The 16,909-nt window shown below is 68.5% G+C and carries 14 protein-coding genes; 8 read left to right on the top strand and 6 right to left on the bottom strand.

What is annotated here, in order from left to right; all coding sequences use genetic code 11:
• The coding region (locus G3O00_RS29625) for a CoA transferase (protein ID WP_206145150.1) at positions 1-562 on the bottom strand (562 nt) is incomplete at its 3' end.
• 86 nt (positions 563-648) lie between these two features.
• Positions 649-1,416, bottom strand: coding sequence for a helix-turn-helix domain-containing protein (locus tag G3O00_RS29620; protein ID WP_206145149.1), 768 nt, complete (start codon positions 1,414-1,416; stop codon positions 649-651).
• A gap of 134 nt (positions 1,417-1,550) precedes the next feature.
• On the opposite strand from G3O00_RS29620, the gene G3O00_RS29615 reads away from it, so the two are divergent.
• The 7 genes from G3O00_RS29615 to G3O00_RS29585 all read left to right on the top strand — a co-directional run bounded on the left by G3O00_RS29615 (position 1,551) and on the right by G3O00_RS29585 (position 9,052).
• Positions 1,551-2,333 carry a crotonase/enoyl-CoA hydratase family protein gene (locus G3O00_RS29615; RefSeq protein WP_206145148.1) on the top strand — a complete coding sequence of 261 codons (783 nt, stop codon included), beginning with the start codon at positions 1,551-1,553 and terminating at the stop codon, positions 2,331-2,333.
• Positions 2,334-2,397: 64 nt separating this feature from the next.
• Positions 2,398-3,618, top strand: coding sequence for a CoA transferase (locus G3O00_RS29610; protein ID WP_206145147.1), 1,221 nt, complete (start codon positions 2,398-2,400; stop codon positions 3,616-3,618).
• Positions 3,615-4,415, top strand: coding sequence for an enoyl-CoA hydratase-related protein (locus G3O00_RS29605; RefSeq protein ID WP_206145146.1), 801 nt, complete (start codon positions 3,615-3,617; stop codon positions 4,413-4,415). Before G3O00_RS29610 ends, G3O00_RS29605 begins: the two co-directional genes overlap by 4 nt.
• An 85-nt stretch (positions 4,416-4,500) precedes the next feature.
• Positions 4,501-5,553: a porin gene (locus G3O00_RS29600; protein ID WP_206145145.1), complete on the top strand. Its 1,053-nt coding sequence runs from the start codon at positions 4,501-4,503 to the stop codon at positions 5,551-5,553.
• Positions 5,554-5,563: 10 nt separating this feature from the next.
• On the top strand, positions 5,564-6,886 hold the full coding sequence (locus G3O00_RS29595; RefSeq protein WP_206145144.1) for an MFS transporter: 1,323 nt from the start codon (positions 5,564-5,566) through the stop codon (positions 6,884-6,886).
• 39 nt (positions 6,887-6,925) lie between these two features.
• Entirely contained in the window at positions 6,926-8,080 is a 1,155-nt protein-coding gene (locus G3O00_RS29590; protein WP_206145143.1) for an acyl-CoA dehydrogenase, read from the top strand.
• Between the two features lie 33 nt (positions 8,081-8,113).
• Positions 8,114-9,052, top strand: a complete 939-nt coding sequence (locus G3O00_RS29585; RefSeq protein WP_206145142.1) for an alpha/beta hydrolase — start codon at positions 8,114-8,116, stop codon at positions 9,050-9,052.
• 58 nt (positions 9,053-9,110) lie between these two features.
• On the opposite strand, the gene prpF is transcribed toward G3O00_RS29585, so the two are convergent.
• The 4 genes from prpF to prpB form a co-directional block, all read right to left on the bottom strand.
• Positions 9,111-10,301, bottom strand: coding sequence for a 2-methylaconitate cis-trans isomerase PrpF (prpF, locus tag G3O00_RS29580; protein ID WP_206145141.1), 1,191 nt, complete (start codon positions 10,299-10,301; stop codon positions 9,111-9,113).
• Between the two features lie 26 nt (positions 10,302-10,327).
• On the bottom strand, positions 10,328-12,922 hold the full coding sequence (gene acnD, locus G3O00_RS29575; RefSeq protein WP_206145140.1) for a Fe/S-dependent 2-methylisocitrate dehydratase AcnD: 2,595 nt from the start codon (positions 12,920-12,922) through the stop codon (positions 10,328-10,330).
• A gap of 78 nt (positions 12,923-13,000) precedes the next feature.
• Positions 13,001-14,173, bottom strand: a complete 1,173-nt coding sequence (gene prpC / locus G3O00_RS29570) for a 2-methylcitrate synthase (protein ID WP_011353757.1) — start codon at positions 14,171-14,173, stop codon at positions 13,001-13,003.
• A 163-nt stretch (positions 14,174-14,336) separates the two neighbouring features.
• On the bottom strand, positions 14,337-15,230 hold the full coding sequence (gene prpB / locus G3O00_RS29565; protein WP_011353756.1) for a methylisocitrate lyase: 894 nt from the start codon (positions 15,228-15,230) through the stop codon (positions 14,337-14,339).
• A 170-nt stretch (positions 15,231-15,400) separates the two neighbouring features.
• On the opposite strand from prpB, the gene prpR reads away from it, so the two are divergent.
• On the top strand, positions 15,401-16,909 hold a 1,509-nt coding region (gene prpR, locus G3O00_RS29560), incomplete at its 3' end, for a propionate catabolism operon regulatory protein PrpR (protein WP_206145139.1).

Here is a 16,909-nt window from a genome sequence, read left to right as displayed (position 1 = left end):
CGCGCGGCCCGCGCACTGCGAACGCCGCGCAGACGATCCCGAACGCGAGCCCGGGCGCGCCGCCCGAATCGCCGAGGACGGTCGGCGGCACGCCCGGCCGGCCGTCGCATGGCGCGGACAACGACAGCAGCCCCGTCAGCGCGACGTAATTCAGGTCGTGCCCGGCCGCGGCAGCGAGCGGGCCGTGCTGGCCCCAGCCGGTCATCCGCCCGTACACGAGCGTCGGATTGCGGCGCGCGCATTCGTCGGGCCCGAGGCCCAGCCGCTCCATCACGCCGGGCCGCAGCCCCTCGATCAGCGCATCGGCCTGCGCGATCAGGTCGAGCGCGGCATCGCGGCCGGCCGGCGACTTCAGGTCGAGTTCGACGATCGTCTTGCCTTCGCGCAGCAGGTCGCCGTCGCGCGCCTTCAACGCATCCGGCGCACTCGTGCGGCCAGACGGACGCGCGATCAGCGTGATCCGCGCGCCCATCCCGGCAAGCATCCAGCCCGCGAGCGGGCCGGGGCCGAGCCCTTCGAATTCGACGATGTGGATGCCGGAAAGCGGCGTGTTCAATGGCATGGCGACCTCGCTGAAATGCAGCCGGAACGGGAGCAACGAAACCTCCCGATTCTATGCGAATGCCTGCGTGCGCCAGCCTCGGCCGGCTAGCCGGCCGCAGCATCCGGCCGCTGCCCGGCCAGCGCTTCCCGCATCGCGTGCACGATCGCGTCGCGCTGCGCTTCGATCCGCTCGACCGGCCCGGCCACGCCCATGGCCAGCGGCAGGCCGTTCCAGCCGTCCGCGATCACCATCGAGATCATCGCGGCGCCCTGCGTGACCGTGTTCGCCGAATAGGAATAGCCGAACCGGCGCGTCTGTTCGACCTTGTCGAGCACGACATCCTCGTCGATCGTCCGGCCCGTCTTGCCGAGCCGGCGAATGCTCCGTGACACGAGCCGGCGGATCGCGCTGTCCGGCTGGAGGCTCAGCAGCGCCCAGCCGAGGCTCGACATGCAGATCTCGCGACGCGTGCCGATCGGCGCGTAGAACTGGATCGGAAGCGTATGCGCACCCTCGACCGCATCGATGTACTGCACGTACAGGTCGCTCTGCACCGCGATCACGACGGCCTCGCGCGTGCGGACCGCCAGCCGCTTTGCGACGGCATGCCAGTATCGCCGGCTGCCTGCCGTCGAATCGACGAGCGCTTCGCCGAGATTGACGAGCCGCGCGGTGGGCGCATACGTATGGCTGACATCGTCGTACGCGAGATAGCCGAGCGCCTTCATGCTGGTCAGCAACGCCGCCGCGCTCGATCCCGGATAGCCGCAGCGCGTGGAAATCTCCCGCACGCTCAGCGGCCGCTGCAATGCGCTGAACAGCTCCAGCACTTCAAACACGCGCGCCGCGCTCTTGACCACGTTTCCGCTCATCCCGCCGTCTCCTCACGCCACCGGGTGAGCCTTCCACATATGTGGAACGGAATTTCCCGGCGCCAACCGTCGTGACGATACTAGGCTTCGGCCCGCGACGTGAAGTCCCGCGGTACGGAACACTCGGAGACACGATGACAGCCTTTCTCACCCGTGAACGGCAGGGACCGATCCTGACCGTCACGATGAACCGTCCGGAAACACGCAACGCCATTTCGGACAACGATGCGATCGACGCACTGACCGAATGCTGCGACGACGCGAACCGCGACGAATCGATCCGCGTGCTGGTCCTGACCGGTGCCGGCACGACGTTCTCGTCGGGCGGCAACGTGAAGGCGATGCGCGCGTTCATGGATTCGAACCCGCACGATCTCGCCGCGATCCGGACGCGCTATCGCCACGGCATCCAGCGCATCGCGCACGCGTTCCACCAGCTCGAAGTGCCCGCCATCGCGGCAATCAACGGCCCGGCCATCGGCGCCGGCACCGATCTCGCGTGCATGTGCGACATCCGCATCGCCGCCGATCGCGCCCGCTTCGCCGAGAGCTTCATCGCCCTCGGCCTCGTGCCGGGCGACGGCGGCGCGTGGTTCCTGCCGCGGATCGTCGGCGCCGCCGTCGCCGCGGAAATGTCGTTCACCGGCGATGCGCTGGACGCGCAGGCGGCGCTGCGTTGCGGGCTCGTGTCGCGCGTCGTTCCCGATGGCGACCTCCTTGCGCACGCGCTTGAACTGGCCGGCCGCATCGCCCGGCATTCGGGCACCGCGTTGCGCCTGACCAAGCGGCTGCTGCGCGAAGGCCGCCACGCGAGCCTCGACACGCTGCTCGACCTGTCGGCGTCGTACCAGGCGTTCGCGCACGCCACCCCGGAACACCGCGAAGCCGTGAACGCGCTGTTCGCCGCGCGCGGTTGAATCCGCGACGCATCGCCTGCCGGCATGCCGGCCAGCCGAATCCCACATCGAAGGAAACATCGTCATGACAAGCAGTACCGAAGGCGCACTCGCAGGCGTGCGCGTGGTGGACCTGAGCCGCGTCTACGCGGGGCCGTTCTGCGCGCAGACGCTCGCCGACCACGGCGCGGACGTCATCAAGATCGAACCGCCGCAGGGCGACGAAACGCGCGACTGGGGCCCCGCGATGCCGAGCGGCATCTCCAGCTACTACTGGGGGCTCAACCGCAACAAGCGCAACCTCGCGCTCGACCTGTCGCACCCTGACGGGCGCGACGTGCTGTTCCGCCTGCTCGACACGGCCGACGTGCTGATCGACAACTTCAAGCAGGGCACGCTCGAACGCTGGGGCATCGGCTACGAAGACTGCCTGCGCGCGCACTTCCCGCGCCTCGTCCACTGCTCGATCTCCGGATACGGCACCGACGGCCCGCTGGCGCGGTTTCCGGGCTACGACGCCGTCGCGCAGGGTCTCGCCGGCTTCATGTCGATCAACGGCGAACCGGGCGGCATGCCGTTGAAGGTGCCGTTCCCGGTCGTCGATTACGCGGCGGGCCTGAGTGCCGTGTCGAGCGTCCTGCTCGCGCTGGTCGAACGGACCCGCTCCGGCCTCGGGCAGCACGTCGACATCGACCTGTTCAGCACCGCGCTGTCGATGCTGCATCCGGTCAGCACGACCTGGATGGCGACCGGCGACGTGCCCGTCGCGACCGGCAACGTGTATGGCGCAATCGCGCCGTACGGCGTCTATCCGTGCAAGGACAAGCCGGTCGCAACGGGCGCCGGCAATAACCGCACGTTCGCGAAGATGGTCGAAGCGCTCGGCGTGCCCGAGCTCGCACGCGATCCGCGTTTCGCGACCAACGCGCAGCGCGTCGCGCATCGCGATGCACTCGATACGCTGATCGAACAGCTGACCGGCGAGCTGCTCGCCGACGAGGTCGTCGACCGGCTGATGCGCGCCGGCGTCGCGACGGGGCCGGTCAACACCATCGCCGATGGCTTCAACCATCCGCAGGCGGCCCGCAACGCGATGTTCGTCAAGACCGGCACGTATACCGGCGCGGGCATCCCGGCCAAGCTGTCGCGCACGCCCGGCTCGATCCGCCAGCCGCCGCGACGATTCGCCGCCGACACCGACGCCGTGCTCGACGCGCTCGGCATCGACGCGGCGCACCGGGACGCGCTGCGGCAAGCGGGGGTGCTCCACGACACGCGTGCGAACGCCACCGGGAGCGCGTCATGACCTCATCCGGCTCGTTCTCTTCGCTGACGGGCGACGACGCCCCGTCGATCCTGCGCAACGACGACAGCGGCATCGCGTGGCTGACGATCCATCGTCCGCACGTCGCCAATGCGCTGTCCGCGGAAGCAATCCGGCGGCTGTGCGACGAACTCGTCACGCTCGACGACAACCCGTCGATTCGCGTGATCGTGATCCGCGGCGCGGGCGAACGTGCCTTCAGCGCGGGCGTCGATCTCGGCGACCCCGAGATACGCGGCATGCAGCCGATGCGCGGGCTCGCACGCAACGTGCACGAGCTGATCCTCGAACTGCGAAAGCCGACCATCGCGGCGATCAACGGCTACGCGATCGGCGGCGGCTTCGAGATCGCGCTCGCGTGCGACCTGCGGATCGCCGCCGATCACGCGACGTTCGCGCTGCCCGAAGCGCGTGTCGGCATGGGCGCGAACTTCGCGAGCGTGCTGCTGCCGCGCATGCTGCCGCGTGCGATCGCGATGGAGCTGCTGTTCACGGGCCGTCGCTTCGACGCGAACGAGGCGCAGCGCGCCGGGTTGCTGAACCGCGTCGTCCCCGGCGCCGCACTCGACGACACCGTGCGCGAACTGGCGCAGACGATCGCCGGGAACGCGCCGCTCACGATCCGCCGCATCAAGGAAACCACGACCCGCAGCCAGGGGTTGCCGGTGGCCGCCGCGCTGCGGCTGGACGTCGGCCCCGACGTCTATGCGAGCGAGGACCGGGTCGAGGGCGCCCGCGCGTTCCTCGAGAAGCGCAAGCCGGTATTCAAGGGGCGCTGAGCCCGGCGCAACACGACGGCATCACGCGCGCAACCGCTCCCAGAACGCGGGCGCGCGACAAAAGACATGGAACGGAGACACCTTCATGCAACGGAAAGCATTCGTGGTCGGCGCGTGCGTGCTATGCGCCACATCGGCGCACGCGTCGTCGGTCACGCTGTACGGGATCGTCGACAGCTACGTCGAATTCGATCGCATCGGCAGCCTGTCGAGCGTGCGGCAAAGCGGCGGCGGATCGTCGACGAGCCGGTTCGGGCTGACGGGCGTCGAGGATCTCGGCGGCGGTACATCGACGAAGTTCGTGCTGGAAAGCGGCTTCTCGCCGGCCGACGGCTCGTTCCAGGGCGGCACGCTGTTCTACCGGCAGGCCTATGTTGCGCTGCAGAACACGCGCTACGGCGACCTCCGGCTCGGCCGGCAATACACGCCGTCGTTCTACGTCGTCTATGACGGCGATCCGTTCGGGCTCAACGAACGGCTGTCGCCGCTCGCGCTGCTCGCGACGTCGACGGACACGATCACCCCCAACACGACGCCGCCGCTGCCGCGCTTCAACCAGGCGGTGTCGTACCTGAGCCCCGACTGGAACGGCCTGCGCGTGATGGCCACGTACGGCTTCCCGACGCCGAACGCGCTGTCCACGCAGGCCGGCCGCAACTACGGTGCCGGGCTCCAGTACCGGATCGGCGGGCTCTACGTCGGCGCCGGCTTCCAGGGCGACACGTCGGCCGGCAACCTGTCGCCCGTCGTCTCGCCTTCGACGACCCGCCACTACGTGTTCGCGGCCAACTACGCGTTCGCGCACGTCAAGCTGTACGCAGCGTTTCTCTATGGCGTCAGCACCGCGTCGAACCTGCCTGCGTTCTCGACCGCGAGTGCCGGTGCGTCGATCGACGTCGGCGCGCTCGATCGCGTGCTCGTCTCGGTCGTGCGCCGCGACGTGAAAGGCTCGGCGAACGACGCGACCGCGCTCGGCGTCGGGTACGACCACCCGCTGTCGAAGCGGACGTCGCTCTATGCACGCTATCTCTACATGAAGAACGGCGGCGACGCGCGCAACACCGTCGTCGTCGGCCTGCAGCCGCAACCGGGCGGCACCGAGCAGGTGTTCGCGCTCGGCATCGTTCACCGCTTCTGACGGAGTGCTCATGACCCCGACCCTTTCGACCGCCCCGGCCGCCGTCGACGATGGCGCGACACCGGCGCTCTACCGCCGGATCTCGCGCCGGCTGCTGCCGTTCCTGATTCTCTGCTACACGCTGTCGTTCATCGACCGGATCAACATCGGCTTCGCGCACGCGCAGATGGCGGCCGAACTGCACTTCTCCGACGCCGTGTACGGGCTCGGCGCGGGCATCTTCTTCATCGGCTACATGGCGTTCGAGATTCCGAGCAACGCGCTGCTTGTGCGGATCGGCGCGCGCCGGACGATCGCGCGGATCATGGTGCTGTGGGGGCTCGGCTCGGCCGCGACGATGTTCGTCACCACGCCCGCGCAGTTCTACGCGTGCCGCTTCCTGCTCGGCGTGTTCGAGGCGGGCTTCTTCCCCGGCATCCTGTTCTATCTCGGCGCGTGGTATCCGCCGAAGCAACGCGCGAAGGCGTTCGCGCTCTTCATGACCGCGCTGTACCTCGCGGGGATGATCGCCGGCCCCGTGTCGGGCGCGATCCTGTCGTACTTCGATGGCGCCGCCGGCCTGAGCGGCTGGCAATGGCTGTTCCTCGTGGAAGGGCTGCCGAGCAGCGTGCTCGGCTTCGTCGCGCTGCGCTTTCTCGACGACCGGCCGGACGACGCTCGCTGGTTGTCGGAAGCCGACAAGGCCGCGCTGCGCGCCGCGCACACGCAGGCCGAAGCCGGCAAGCCGGAGGCAATCACAGCTCGACCGCTGCTTGCGCACCGCGATTTCTGGCTGCTGTGCGCGGCCAATTTCGCGATCGCGGCCGCCGGCTATGCGCTGGTGTTCTGGATGCCCGTGATCCTGCATCGCGGCGGCCTGCATGGCGCGATGCAGATCGGGCTGCTGTCCGCGCTGCCCTACCTGTGCGGCATCGTCGGCATGCTCGGGATGGGCTGGCGCACCGAACGCCGGCGCGAATGGCGCGGGCACGGTGCGTTCGCGATGATCGCGTGCGCAGCGGCGCTCATCGGGCTGGCAAGCGTCACCGGCACGCCGCACCTGTTGATCGTGCTCTGTATCGCGGTCGCTACGCACGCAGCGACGCTACCGGCGTTCTGGGTGCTGCCGGGGCTCGCGCTGCCGAAGCGTTCGATGGCGGTCGCGATCGCGGCGATCACGATGTCCGGCGCGATCGGCGGGTTCGCGAGCCCGTTCCTGATGGGCGTGCTCAACACGGCCACCGGGTCGATGCGCGGCGGACTCTATTTCAACGCCGCGCTGCTCGCAGCCGGTGCCGTCGCGTTGCTTTTCACGCTGCGCGCCCGCGCATCGTCTCGTCCGAACGCGGGCTGACCGCGTCGGCATTTCCTTCCCTCCCCCTCATCGACTCTCATGAATTTCGAACTCGAACTCGACCACCGGATGATCCGGGACCTCGTCGCACGCTTCGTGAAGGACGAACTGATTCCGCTCGAAGCGGCCGTGATGGCGCGCGAGGCCGACGGCCGGCCCTTCGGGCTGCTCGACGACGAACGCACGCACCTCGACGAGCGCTCGCGGCAGCTCGGCCTGTGGGGACTCGACGCGCCGCTCGATGCGGGCGGCGCCGACCTGCCGGCCGTCGCGATGGTCGGCGTGAACGAAGCGATCGGCGCGACCGTGACCCCGTACATCCTGCCGCCCGACTCGCCGAACCTGCGGATGCTGTGCGACGTGGCCGACGATGCGCAGCGCGCACGCTATCTCGACCCGTACGCACGCGGCGTCACGCGTGCCGCGATGGCGATCTCCGAGCCGGGCGCCGGCTCGGATCCGGGCGCGTTGTCCACGACAGCCGTGCGCGACGACGACGGCTGGGTGCTGAACGGCCGCAAGATCTGGATCAGCCACGCGACCGAAGCCGACTGGACGATCGTGATGGCGCTCACCGATCGAAGCAAGGGCAAGCGCGGCGGCATGTCGGCGTTCATCGTCGACCGCGACACGCCGGGCTTCATCATCGAACGCCGGATTCCGATGATCGGCGGGCTGTCCACGTATGAAATCGTGCTGGAGAACTGCCGCATTCCCGCCACGCAACTGCTGGGCCGGGAAGGCGCCGGTTTCGCGCCGATGCAGGCACGGCTCGCGAACCGGCGGCTGGAGATGGCCGCCTGGTGCATCGGCCGTGCCGAGCGCGCGGTCGCGCTGCTGTGCGACCATGCGAAACAGCGCAAGACCTTCGGCGTGCCGCTCGCGGAACGCCAGGCGATCCAGTGGTGGGTCGCCGATGCGCTCACGCAAATCCATGCGTGCCGCCTCATGACCTACGAAGCGGCCGCGCGCGTGGATGCCGGGCAGGACGCGCGCACGCAGATCTCGATGGTCAAGGTGTTCGCGACCGAAATGGCGTGGCGCGTCATCGATCATGCGATGCAGACGCTCGGCGCGATGGGCATGGCGAAGGAAATGCCGCTGCAGCAGATGGCCAGCGAAGCGCGGCTGATGCGCATCTTCGAGGGGCCGACCGAGGTACACCGTTGGGTCGTCGCGCGCAGCGTGCTGTGAGCGCGCATCCCGCCTTTTCGATGGAGTGACGCGTTGGATACCCTGCATCTCGTCGATCGTGAAATCCGCCCGCTGCTCGTGGCCTGGCCGACCGTCACGCTCAGCGCCGACACCCTCGCGCAGTCGCGCGAACGCGTACTGCCGCTACCGCCGCCCGACCTCGTCGGCAGCACGCTCGAACGCCGCGCGGTGCCCGGCCCCGCCGGCGCGCCGGACGTCCCGGTCCTCGTCTATCTGCCCGAAGCCGCCGCGCGCCCGCTTCCGGCGATCGTCCACATGCACGGCGGCGGCTACGTGCGCGGCGCGGCAAAGGATCTCGAGACGGTGCACCGGTCAGTCGTGACGCAGCTCGGCTGTGCGCTGATCTCGATCGACTACCGCCTCGCGCCGGAAACCGTGTTTCCCGGCGCGATCGAGGACTGCTACGCAGCGCTCGCGTGGGTCTTCCGCCAGGCCGATGCACTCGGCATCGACGCGGCGCGGATCGGCGTGGCAGGCGAAAGCGCGGGCGGCGGGCTCGCCGCCGCGCTGGCGCTGCTGGCACGTGACCGCGGCGAATACCGGCTCGCGTTCCAGCATCTGATCTATCCGATGCTCGAAGATCGCACCTGCACGCGCGCGCCGCATCCGCATGCCGGTGAGTTCGTGTGGCATGCGGCCAACAACCGGTTCGGCTGGAGCGCGTTGCTCGGTCACGCGCCGGGCGTCGACGGCGTGTCGCCGTACGCGGCCGCCGCACGCGCCACGCAGCTGGCAGGCCTGCCGCCCGCGTTCCTGTCGGTCGGCTCGCTCGACCTGTTCCTCGACGAGAATCTCGACTACGCGCAGCGCCTGCTTCGCGCAGGCGTGCCGACCGAACTGCACGTGCTCCCCGGCGGCGTGCACGGTTTCGACATCGTGCCCGGTGCACGCGTCGCCGAAGCGGCACGCCGCCTCAGCCACGACGCGCTGCGCCGGTTCCTGCACGGCTGATGAAAACGACGCGGGCGGCCGAAGCCGCCCGCATCTGCAACGCACCAGCCGGCCACGCTCAGAACGCGTCGCCCGGCACGCGCACCCAGCCTTCCATCAGCACCCGCGCACTGCGGCTCATGATCGCCTTGGTGACGGTCCACTCGCCGTTCTCGAGCTGCGCTTCCGCGCCGACGCGCAGCGTGCCCGACGGATGCCCGAAGCGCACCGCGTTGCGTTCGCCGCCGCCCGCTGCCAGGTTGACGAGCGTGCCCGGGATCGCCGCAGCCGTGCCGATCGCGACCGCCGCCGTGCCCATCATCGCGTGGTGCAGCTTGCCCATCGACATCGCGCGCACCAGCAGGTCGACGTCACCTGCGTTCACGCGCTTGCCGCTCGATGCGACGTAATCGGCCGGCTTCGCGACGAACGCGATCTTCGGCGTGTGCTGCCGCGTCGCGATTTCATCGAGCGTGTCGATCAGGCCCATGCGCAGCGCGCCGTGCGCACGAATCGTCTCGAACTTCTCGAGCGCCTTCGCATCGCCGTTGATCGCGTCCTGCAGCTCGGTGCCCGTATAGCCGATCGCTTCCGCTTCGACGAAGATCGTCGGAATGCCCGCGTTGATCATCGTCGCCTTCAGCGTACCGACGCCCGGCACCGCGAGATCGTCGACCAGGTTGCCGGTCGGGAACATCGACCCGCCCGCGCCTTCTTCCTCGGCGGCCGGGTCCATGAACTCGAGCTGCACCTCGGCGGCCGGGAACGTGACGCCGTCCAGCTCGAAGTCGCCCGTCTCCTGCACCGCACCGTTCGTCACCGGCACATGCGCGACGATCGTCTTGCCGATGTTCGCCTGCCAGATCCGCACGGTCGCGACGCCGTCGCGCGGCACGCGCGCCGGATCGACGAGCCCGCCGCTGATCGCGAACGGGCCGACCGCCGCCGACAGGTTGCCGCAGTTGCCGGTCCAGTCGACGAACGCCTTGTCGATCGAGACCTGACCGAACAGGTAATCGACATCGTGGCCGGGCCGCGTGCTCTTCGACACGATCACCGTCTTGCTGGTGGACGACGTCGCGCCGCCCATCCCGTCGATCTGCTTGCCGTACGGATCGGGGCTGCCGATCACGCGCAGCAGCAGCGCGTCGCGCGCGGCGCCCGGCGCCTGCGCGGCGTCCGGCAGGTCCTGCAGCCGGAAGAACACGCCCTTGCTGGTGCCGCCGCGGAGATAGGTCGCGGGAATCCTGATTTGAGGAGTGTGAGCCATGTGTGCGTTATCCCTGTGTGACTCGATCAAGCCGCCTGCGACGATTCGAGGAAGTCCTGCGCGAAGCGCTGCAGCACGCCGCCCGCTTCGTAGATCGACACTTCCTCGGCCGTATCGAGCCGGCACGTCATCGGCACCTCGACGCGCTCGCCGTTCTTGCGATGAATCACGAGCGTCAGGTCGGCGCGCGGCGTGCGCTCGCCGATCACGTCGAAAGTTTCGGTGCCGTCGATGCCGAGCGTCGTCCGGTTCGTGCCCGGCTTGAACTCGAGCGGCAGCACGCCCATCCCGATCAGGTTCGTGCGGTGGATCCGCTCGAAGCCTTCGGCGGCGATCGCCTCGACGCCCGCGAGCCGCACGCCCTTCGCGGCCCAGTCGCGCGACGAGCCCTGGCCGTAGTCGGCGCCGGCCACGACGATCAGCGGCTGCTTGCGATTCATGTACGTCTCGATCGCTTCCCACATCCGCATGACCTTGCCTTCCGGCTCGACTCGGGCAAGCGAGCCCTTCTTCACCGCGCCGTCGACGATCGCCATCTCGTTGATCAGCGTCGGGTTCGCGAAGGTCGCGCGCTGTGCGGTCAGGTGGTCTCCCCGGTGCGTCGCGTACGAGTTGAAGTCTTCTTCCGGCAGGCCCATCTTCGCGAGGTATTCGCCGGCTGCGCTGTTCAGCAGGATCGCGTTCGACGGCGACAGGTGGTCGGTCGTGATGTTGTCGCCGAGCACCGCGAGCGGGCGCATCCCCTGCAGCGTACGCTCGCCGGCCAGCGCGCCTTCCCAGTACGGCGGACGGCGGATGTACGTGCTCTGCGCGCGCCAGTCGTACAGCGGCGCCGCGCGCTCGCCCGCATCGGCGCTACGCGCGAACATCGGCTCGTAGACCTTGCGGAACTGCTCGGGCTTCACGCTCGCCGCGACGATCGCATCGATCTCCTCGTCGGTCGGCCAGATGTCCTTCAGCGTGACGGGCTTGCCATCCTGGTCGTGGCCGAGCACGTCCTTCTCGATGTCGAAGCGGATCGTGCCGGCGATCGCATACGCGACCACCAACGGCGGCGACGCGAGGAACGCCTGCTTCGCGTACGGGTGGATGCGGCCGTCGAAGTTGCGGTTGCCGGACAGCACGGCCGTCGCGTACAGGTCGCGATCGACGATCTCCTGCTGGATCTTCGGATCGAGCGCGCCCGACATCCCGTTGCACGTCGTGCACGCGAACGCGACGATGCCGAAGCCGAGCTTCTCGAGTTCGGGCAGCAGGTTCGCTTCTTCCAGGTACAGCTCGACCGCCTTCGAGCCGGGCGCGAGCGAGCTCTTCACCCACGGCTTGCGCGTGAGGCCGCGCGCATTCGCGTTGCGTGCGAGCAGGGCCGCTGCGATCACGTTGCGCGGGTTGCTGGTGTTCGTGCAGCTCGTGATCGCGGCGATGATCACCGCGCCGTCGGGCATCTCGCCCGCCTTCTCTTCCCACTGGCCGGCGATCCCGCGCGCGGCGAGATCGGACGTCGGCAGCCGCTTGTGCGGGTTCGACGGGCCGGCCATGTTGCGCACGACGCTCGACAGGTCGAACGTCAGCGTGCGCTCGTATTGCGCGTTGTCCAGCGTATCGGCCCACAGGCCCGCCACCTTCGCGTAGGTCTCGACGAGCTTCACCTGCTCGTCGCTGCGGCCGGTGAGGCGCAGGTAGTCGGTCGTCTGGCCGTCGATGAAGAACATCGCGGCCGTCGCGCCATATTCGGGCGCCATGTTCGAGATCGTCGCGCGATCGCCGAGCGTGAGGCTCGACGCACCAACGCCCCGGAACTCCAGGTACGCGCCGACCACCTTTTCCTTGCGCAGGAACTCGGTCAGTGCGAGCACGACGTCCGTCGCGGTGATGCCGGGCTGACGCTTGCCGGTCAGCTCGACGCCGACGATGTCGGGCAGGCGCATCCACGATGCGCGGCCGAGCATCACGTTCTCCGCTTCGAGGCCGCCGACGCCGATCGCGATCACGCCGAGCGCGTCGACGTGCGGCGTGTGGCTGTCGGTGCCGACGCAGGTGTCCGGATACGCGACGCCGTCCTGCGCCTGGATCACCGGCGACATCTTCTCGAGGTTGATCTGGTGCATGATGCCGTTGCCCGGCGGGATCACGTCAACGTTCTCGAACGCCTTCTTCGTCCACTCGATGAAGTGGAAGCGATCCTCGTTGCGGCGATCCTCGATCGCGCGGTTCTTCGCGAACGCATCCGGATCGAAGCCGCCGCATTCGACGGCGAGCGAGTGGTCGACGATCAGCTGCACGGGCACGACCGGGTTCACCTTGGCCGGGTCACCGCCGCCGTCGGCGATCGCGTCGCGCAGGCCGGCGAGATCGACGAGTGCCGTCTGCCCGAGGATGTCGTGGCACACGACGCGCGCCGGGAACCACGGGAAATCACGTTCGCGCTTGCGCTCGATGATCTGCTTCAGCGAATCGGCAAGGATCGCCGGATCGCAGCGGCGCACGAGGTTTTCGGCGAGCACGCGCGACGTGTACGGCAGCGTGTCGTAGGCGCCGGGCGCGATCGCTTCGACCGCGGCACGCGCGTCGAAATAGTCCAGCGACGTGCCGGGCAGGGGTTTGCGGTTGGCGGTATTCATGGTGTGGGGAACTCGGGTATGGCGTCCGGTGCACGCCCGGCCCCCGTCACGCGGGAGGCCGGTGTGCACGGTGGGTGATCAGCGCTTTTCGATCGGTACGAACTGCAGGTCTTCCGGACCGGTGTAGTTCGCGCTCGGGCGGATGATCTTGTTGTCGATGCGCTGCTCCATGATGTGCGCGCTCCAGCCGGACGTGCGCGAGATCACGAACAGCGGCGTGAACATCGCGGTCGGCACGCCCATCATGTGATACGACACCGCGCTGAACCAGTCGAGGTTCGGGAACATCTTCTTCGCGTCCCACATCACCGATTCGAGGCGCTCGGCGATGTTGTACAGCTTCAGGTCGCCCGCTTCCTTCGACAGCTTGTGCGCGACGCCCTTGATCACCTTGTTGCGCGGATCGGAGATCGTGTAGACCGGGTGGCCGAAGCCGATCACGACTTCCTTGTTCTCGACGCGGCGACGGATGTCGGCTTCGGCGTCGTCCGGCGAGCTGTAGCGGCTCTGGATCTCATATGCGACTTCGTTCGCGCCGCCATGCTTCGGCCCGCGCAGCGCGCCGATCGCGCCGGTGATCGCCGAATAGATGTCCGAGCCCGTGCCCGCGATCACGCGGCCGGTGAACGTCGACGCGTTGAATTCGTGCTCTGCGTACAGGATCAGCGACGTGTGCATCGCCTCGACCCACGACTTCGACGGCGTCTTGCCGTGCAGCAGGTGCAGGAAGTGGCCGCCGATCGAGTCGTCGTCCGTTTCCGTCTCGATGCGCTTGCCGTTGTGCGAGAAGTGATACCAGTACAGCAGCATCGAGCCGAGCGATGCCATCAGGCGGTCGGCGATGTCGCGCGCGCCCGGCAGGTTGTGGTCGTCCTTCTCCGGCAGCACGGTGCCGAGCACCGACACGCCCGTGCGCATCACGTCCATCGGGTGCGCGGACGCCGGGATCTGCTCGAGCGCCGCCTTCAGCGCGTTCGGCAGGCCGCGCAGCGCGCGCAGCTTGTTCTTGTATGCGGCCAGTTCGGTCAGGTTCGGCAGCGTGCCGTGAACGAGCAGGTGCGCGATTTCCTCGAATTCGCACGACTCGGCGACGTCGAGAATGTCGTAGCCGCGATAGTGCAGGTCGTTGCCGGTCTTGCCGACCGTGCACAGCGCCGTGTTGCCGGCCGTCACGCCCGACAGCGCCACCGACTTCTTCGGCTTGAATGCGCCTGCGGCGGCCGGTGCTGCTGCGTCTTTCGTCTCGCTCATGTTTCTGCTCTCCAATGTGTATCGGGGGTATCAGAGGCCGGTTCAACCGGCGCCTCGGCGCCGGGCCCGACCGCTGCAAAGCTGTCGGCCGGACTGGGCGCCTCAGCGCCTGGTGCGGCCCCAGGCAAAGCTCTCCGGAATCGCGTTCCGGTACGCGGGCGCGTTACTTCTTGCCCTGTGCGAACAGCTCGTCGAGCTTGCGCTCGTATTCGTGATAGCCGAGGAAGTCGTACAGCTCGGCGCGCGTCTGCATCGTCGGCACGGCCGCCTTCTGCGTGCCGTCGCGGCGCAGCGTCTCGTAGAAGTTCAGCGCGGCCTTGTTCATCGCGCGATACGCGCCGCAGCAGTACAGCGCGATGTCGACGTTCGCCTCGCGCAGCTCGTCGAGCGTGAACAGCGGCGTCGAGCCGAATTCGGTCAGGTTCGCGAGGATCGGCACCTTCACGGCTGCCTTGAAACGACGGTAGTCATCGAGCGACTTCATCGCTTCCGGGAAGATCATGTCCGCGCCGGCTTCGACATAGGCCACTGCGCGTTCGATCGCCGAGTCGATCCCTTCGGCCGCGGCGGCGTCGGTGCGCGCCATGATCACGAACTGGTCGTCGGTACGCGCATCGACCGCCGCCTTGACGCGATCGACCATTTCTTCGACCGGCACGACTTCCTTGCCCGGACGGTGGCCGCAGCGCTTCTGGCCGACCTGGTCTTCCAGGTGCACGGCCGCGACGCCGGCCTTGATGAACGAGCGCACCGTGCGCGCGATGTTGAACGCGCCGCCCCAGCCCGTATCGATATCGACCAGCAGCGGCAGGTCGGTCGCGTTGGTGATCCGGTTCGCGTCGATCAGCACGTCTTCCATCGTGCTGATGCCGAGATCGGGGATCCCGAGCGAGTTCGCGGCGACGCCGCCACCCGACAGGTACACGGCCTTGAAGCCGACGGCCTGCGCCATCTTGGCTGCATAGGCGGTGATCGCGCCGACTACCTGCAGCGGCTGCTCCGCCGCGACTGCCGCGCGGAATTTCGCGCCGGCGCTCTGAAGATGCGTATTGCTCATGAACGGCCTCCTGAAGGAACGACCATTAACAGCAAGGACCGGGCCAGCTCGCGCAATGTCGCTAACCCACTGATTCTTAAGCACCTTGCACGGGCGAGGCGGCGCCCGGTGATTTCAATTCGGCAATCTCATGTTTCAAAAATGAAATCGCACGCGCATAATCGACCGCCATGGACCTCTCCTCGACCAAGCCCGTCGGCCCGGCCGATCGCGCGGTGCGCCCGCGCATCTGGGCGATGGGCATCAGCCGCCTGCGCGATCTCTTTCGCGAGATCGCCGGTGAATTCGACGAACGCGCCGACGTGCGCATCGTGACGCGCGCCTATGAGGATGCGCTCAGCGCGATCGCCGAGGCCGGCACCGCGCGGCCCGACGTGATCGTCGCGGCCGGCTCGAACGGCGGCTTTTTGAAAACGCGTGCACAGGTGCCGGTGGTGGTGGTGTCGCCGACCGGCTTCGACGTGATGCAGGCGCTTGCGCGCGCACGGCGCGACGCGTCGCGGATCGCACTCGTCAGCGCCGGGGAAACCCCGCCCGAAGTGCGCCGCTTCGTCGCCGCGTACGGCCTCGACGTGCAGTTTGCGTCATATCAGTCTGCACAGGAAGCGGAAGCCTGCGTGCACGACCTGAGCGACCGCGGCATCGAGACGATCGTCGGCCCCGGCCTCGTCACCGATCTCGCGGCCAGCGCCGGCATGGGCGCGGTGTTCCTGTATTCGCACGCATCGGTACGCAAGGCCGTCGATACGGCACTCGAAGTCGCCTATGCGACGCATGCCGAGGCATTCCGCCGCCAGCGGCTCGACAACCTGCTCCAGCACCTGCGCGACGGCGTGGTCGCGCTCGACGCGCGCGGCCGTGTCGAGGCGATCAACGAGCGGCTCGCGTCGGCGCTCGGGGTCGAACCCGCGGCGGCCGTCGGCCGCGCGCTCGTCGACCTGCGGCCCGAACTGCGCACGCTGCGCGGCGAGGACGGTGACGCGCTCGCGACCGTGCGCGGCGTGCGCTACGTCGTGCATCGCGGGCCGCTCGTCGATCGCGGCGTCACGTCGGGCAGCGTGCTGACGTTCCAGGAGTCGCGTGCGGTCGAACGGCTCGACCGCGCGCTGCGTTCGCAGCCCACCACGCAGCAGTTCGCGGCGCGCTACGCGCTCGACGACGTGGTCGGCGCATCGGCGCCGATGGCGCGCGTGCGCGATCTCGTGCGCCGCTACGCAAAATCCGACGCGACCGTGCTCGTGCTCGGCGAAAGCGGCACCGGCAAGGAAATGATTGCGCAAAGCCTGCACGCGCTGTCCGCGCGGCGCAGCTACCCGTTCGTCGCGGTCAATTGCGGCGCGTTTCCGGAAGCGCTGCTCGAAAGCGAGCTGTTCGGCTATGAGGAAGGTGCGTTCACCGGTGCGCGGCGTGGCGGCAAGACCGGCCTGTTCGAAGCCGCCCACCGCGGCACGCTGTTTCTCGACGAGATCGGCGAGATGCCGCCGTCGCTGCAGAGCCGCCTGCTGCGCGTGCTGCAGGAGCGCGAGGTGATCCGACTCGGTTCGACCGAGCCGATCCGCATCGACGTGCGCGTGATCGCCGCGACGCACCGCCCGCTACTCGCGGCCGTCGAGGCCGGCACGTTCCGCGCGGATCTCTATTACCGGCTCAACATCCTGAACGTCGGCCTGCCGCCGCTA

Source organism: Burkholderia sp. Ac-20384 (assembly GCF_017104605.1).
Lineage (GTDB): Bacteria > Pseudomonadota > Gammaproteobacteria > Burkholderiales > Burkholderiaceae > Burkholderia > Burkholderia lata.
Note: the sequence above shows the minus strand (reverse complement) of the source record. Positions and strands in the feature narration are given on the sequence as shown.

Excerpts from the sequence above, each read along its gene's own strand:
- G3O00_RS29620 (WP_206145149.1), bottom strand. The coding sequence starts at position 1,416 with ATGAGCGGAAACGTGGTCAAGAGCGCGGCGCGCGTGTTTGAAGTGCTG.
- G3O00_RS29615 (WP_206145148.1), top strand. The coding sequence starts at position 1,551 with ATGACAGCCTTTCTCACCCGTGAACGGCAGGGACCGATCCTGACCGTC.
- G3O00_RS29610 (WP_206145147.1), top strand. The coding sequence starts at position 2,398 with ATGACAAGCAGTACCGAAGGCGCACTCGCAGGCGTGCGCGTGGTGGAC.
- G3O00_RS29605 (WP_206145146.1), top strand. The coding sequence starts at position 3,615 with ATGACCTCATCCGGCTCGTTCTCTTCGCTGACGGGCGACGACGCCCCG.
- G3O00_RS29600 (WP_206145145.1), top strand. The coding sequence starts at position 4,501 with ATGCAACGGAAAGCATTCGTGGTCGGCGCGTGCGTGCTATGCGCCACA.
- G3O00_RS29595 (WP_206145144.1), top strand. The coding sequence starts at position 5,564 with ATGACCCCGACCCTTTCGACCGCCCCGGCCGCCGTCGACGATGGCGCG.
- G3O00_RS29590 (WP_206145143.1), top strand. The coding sequence starts at position 6,926 with ATGAATTTCGAACTCGAACTCGACCACCGGATGATCCGGGACCTCGTC.
- prpF (WP_206145141.1), bottom strand. The coding sequence starts at position 10,301 with ATGGCTCACACTCCTCAAATCAGGATTCCCGCGACCTATCTCCGCGGC.
- acnD (WP_206145140.1), bottom strand. The coding sequence starts at position 12,922 with ATGAATACCGCCAACCGCAAACCCCTGCCCGGCACGTCGCTGGACTAT.
- prpC (WP_011353757.1), bottom strand. The coding sequence starts at position 14,173 with ATGAGCGAGACGAAAGACGCAGCAGCACCGGCCGCCGCAGGCGCATTC.
- prpB (WP_011353756.1), bottom strand. The coding sequence starts at position 15,230 with ATGAGCAATACGCATCTTCAGAGCGCCGGCGCGAAATTCCGCGCGGCA.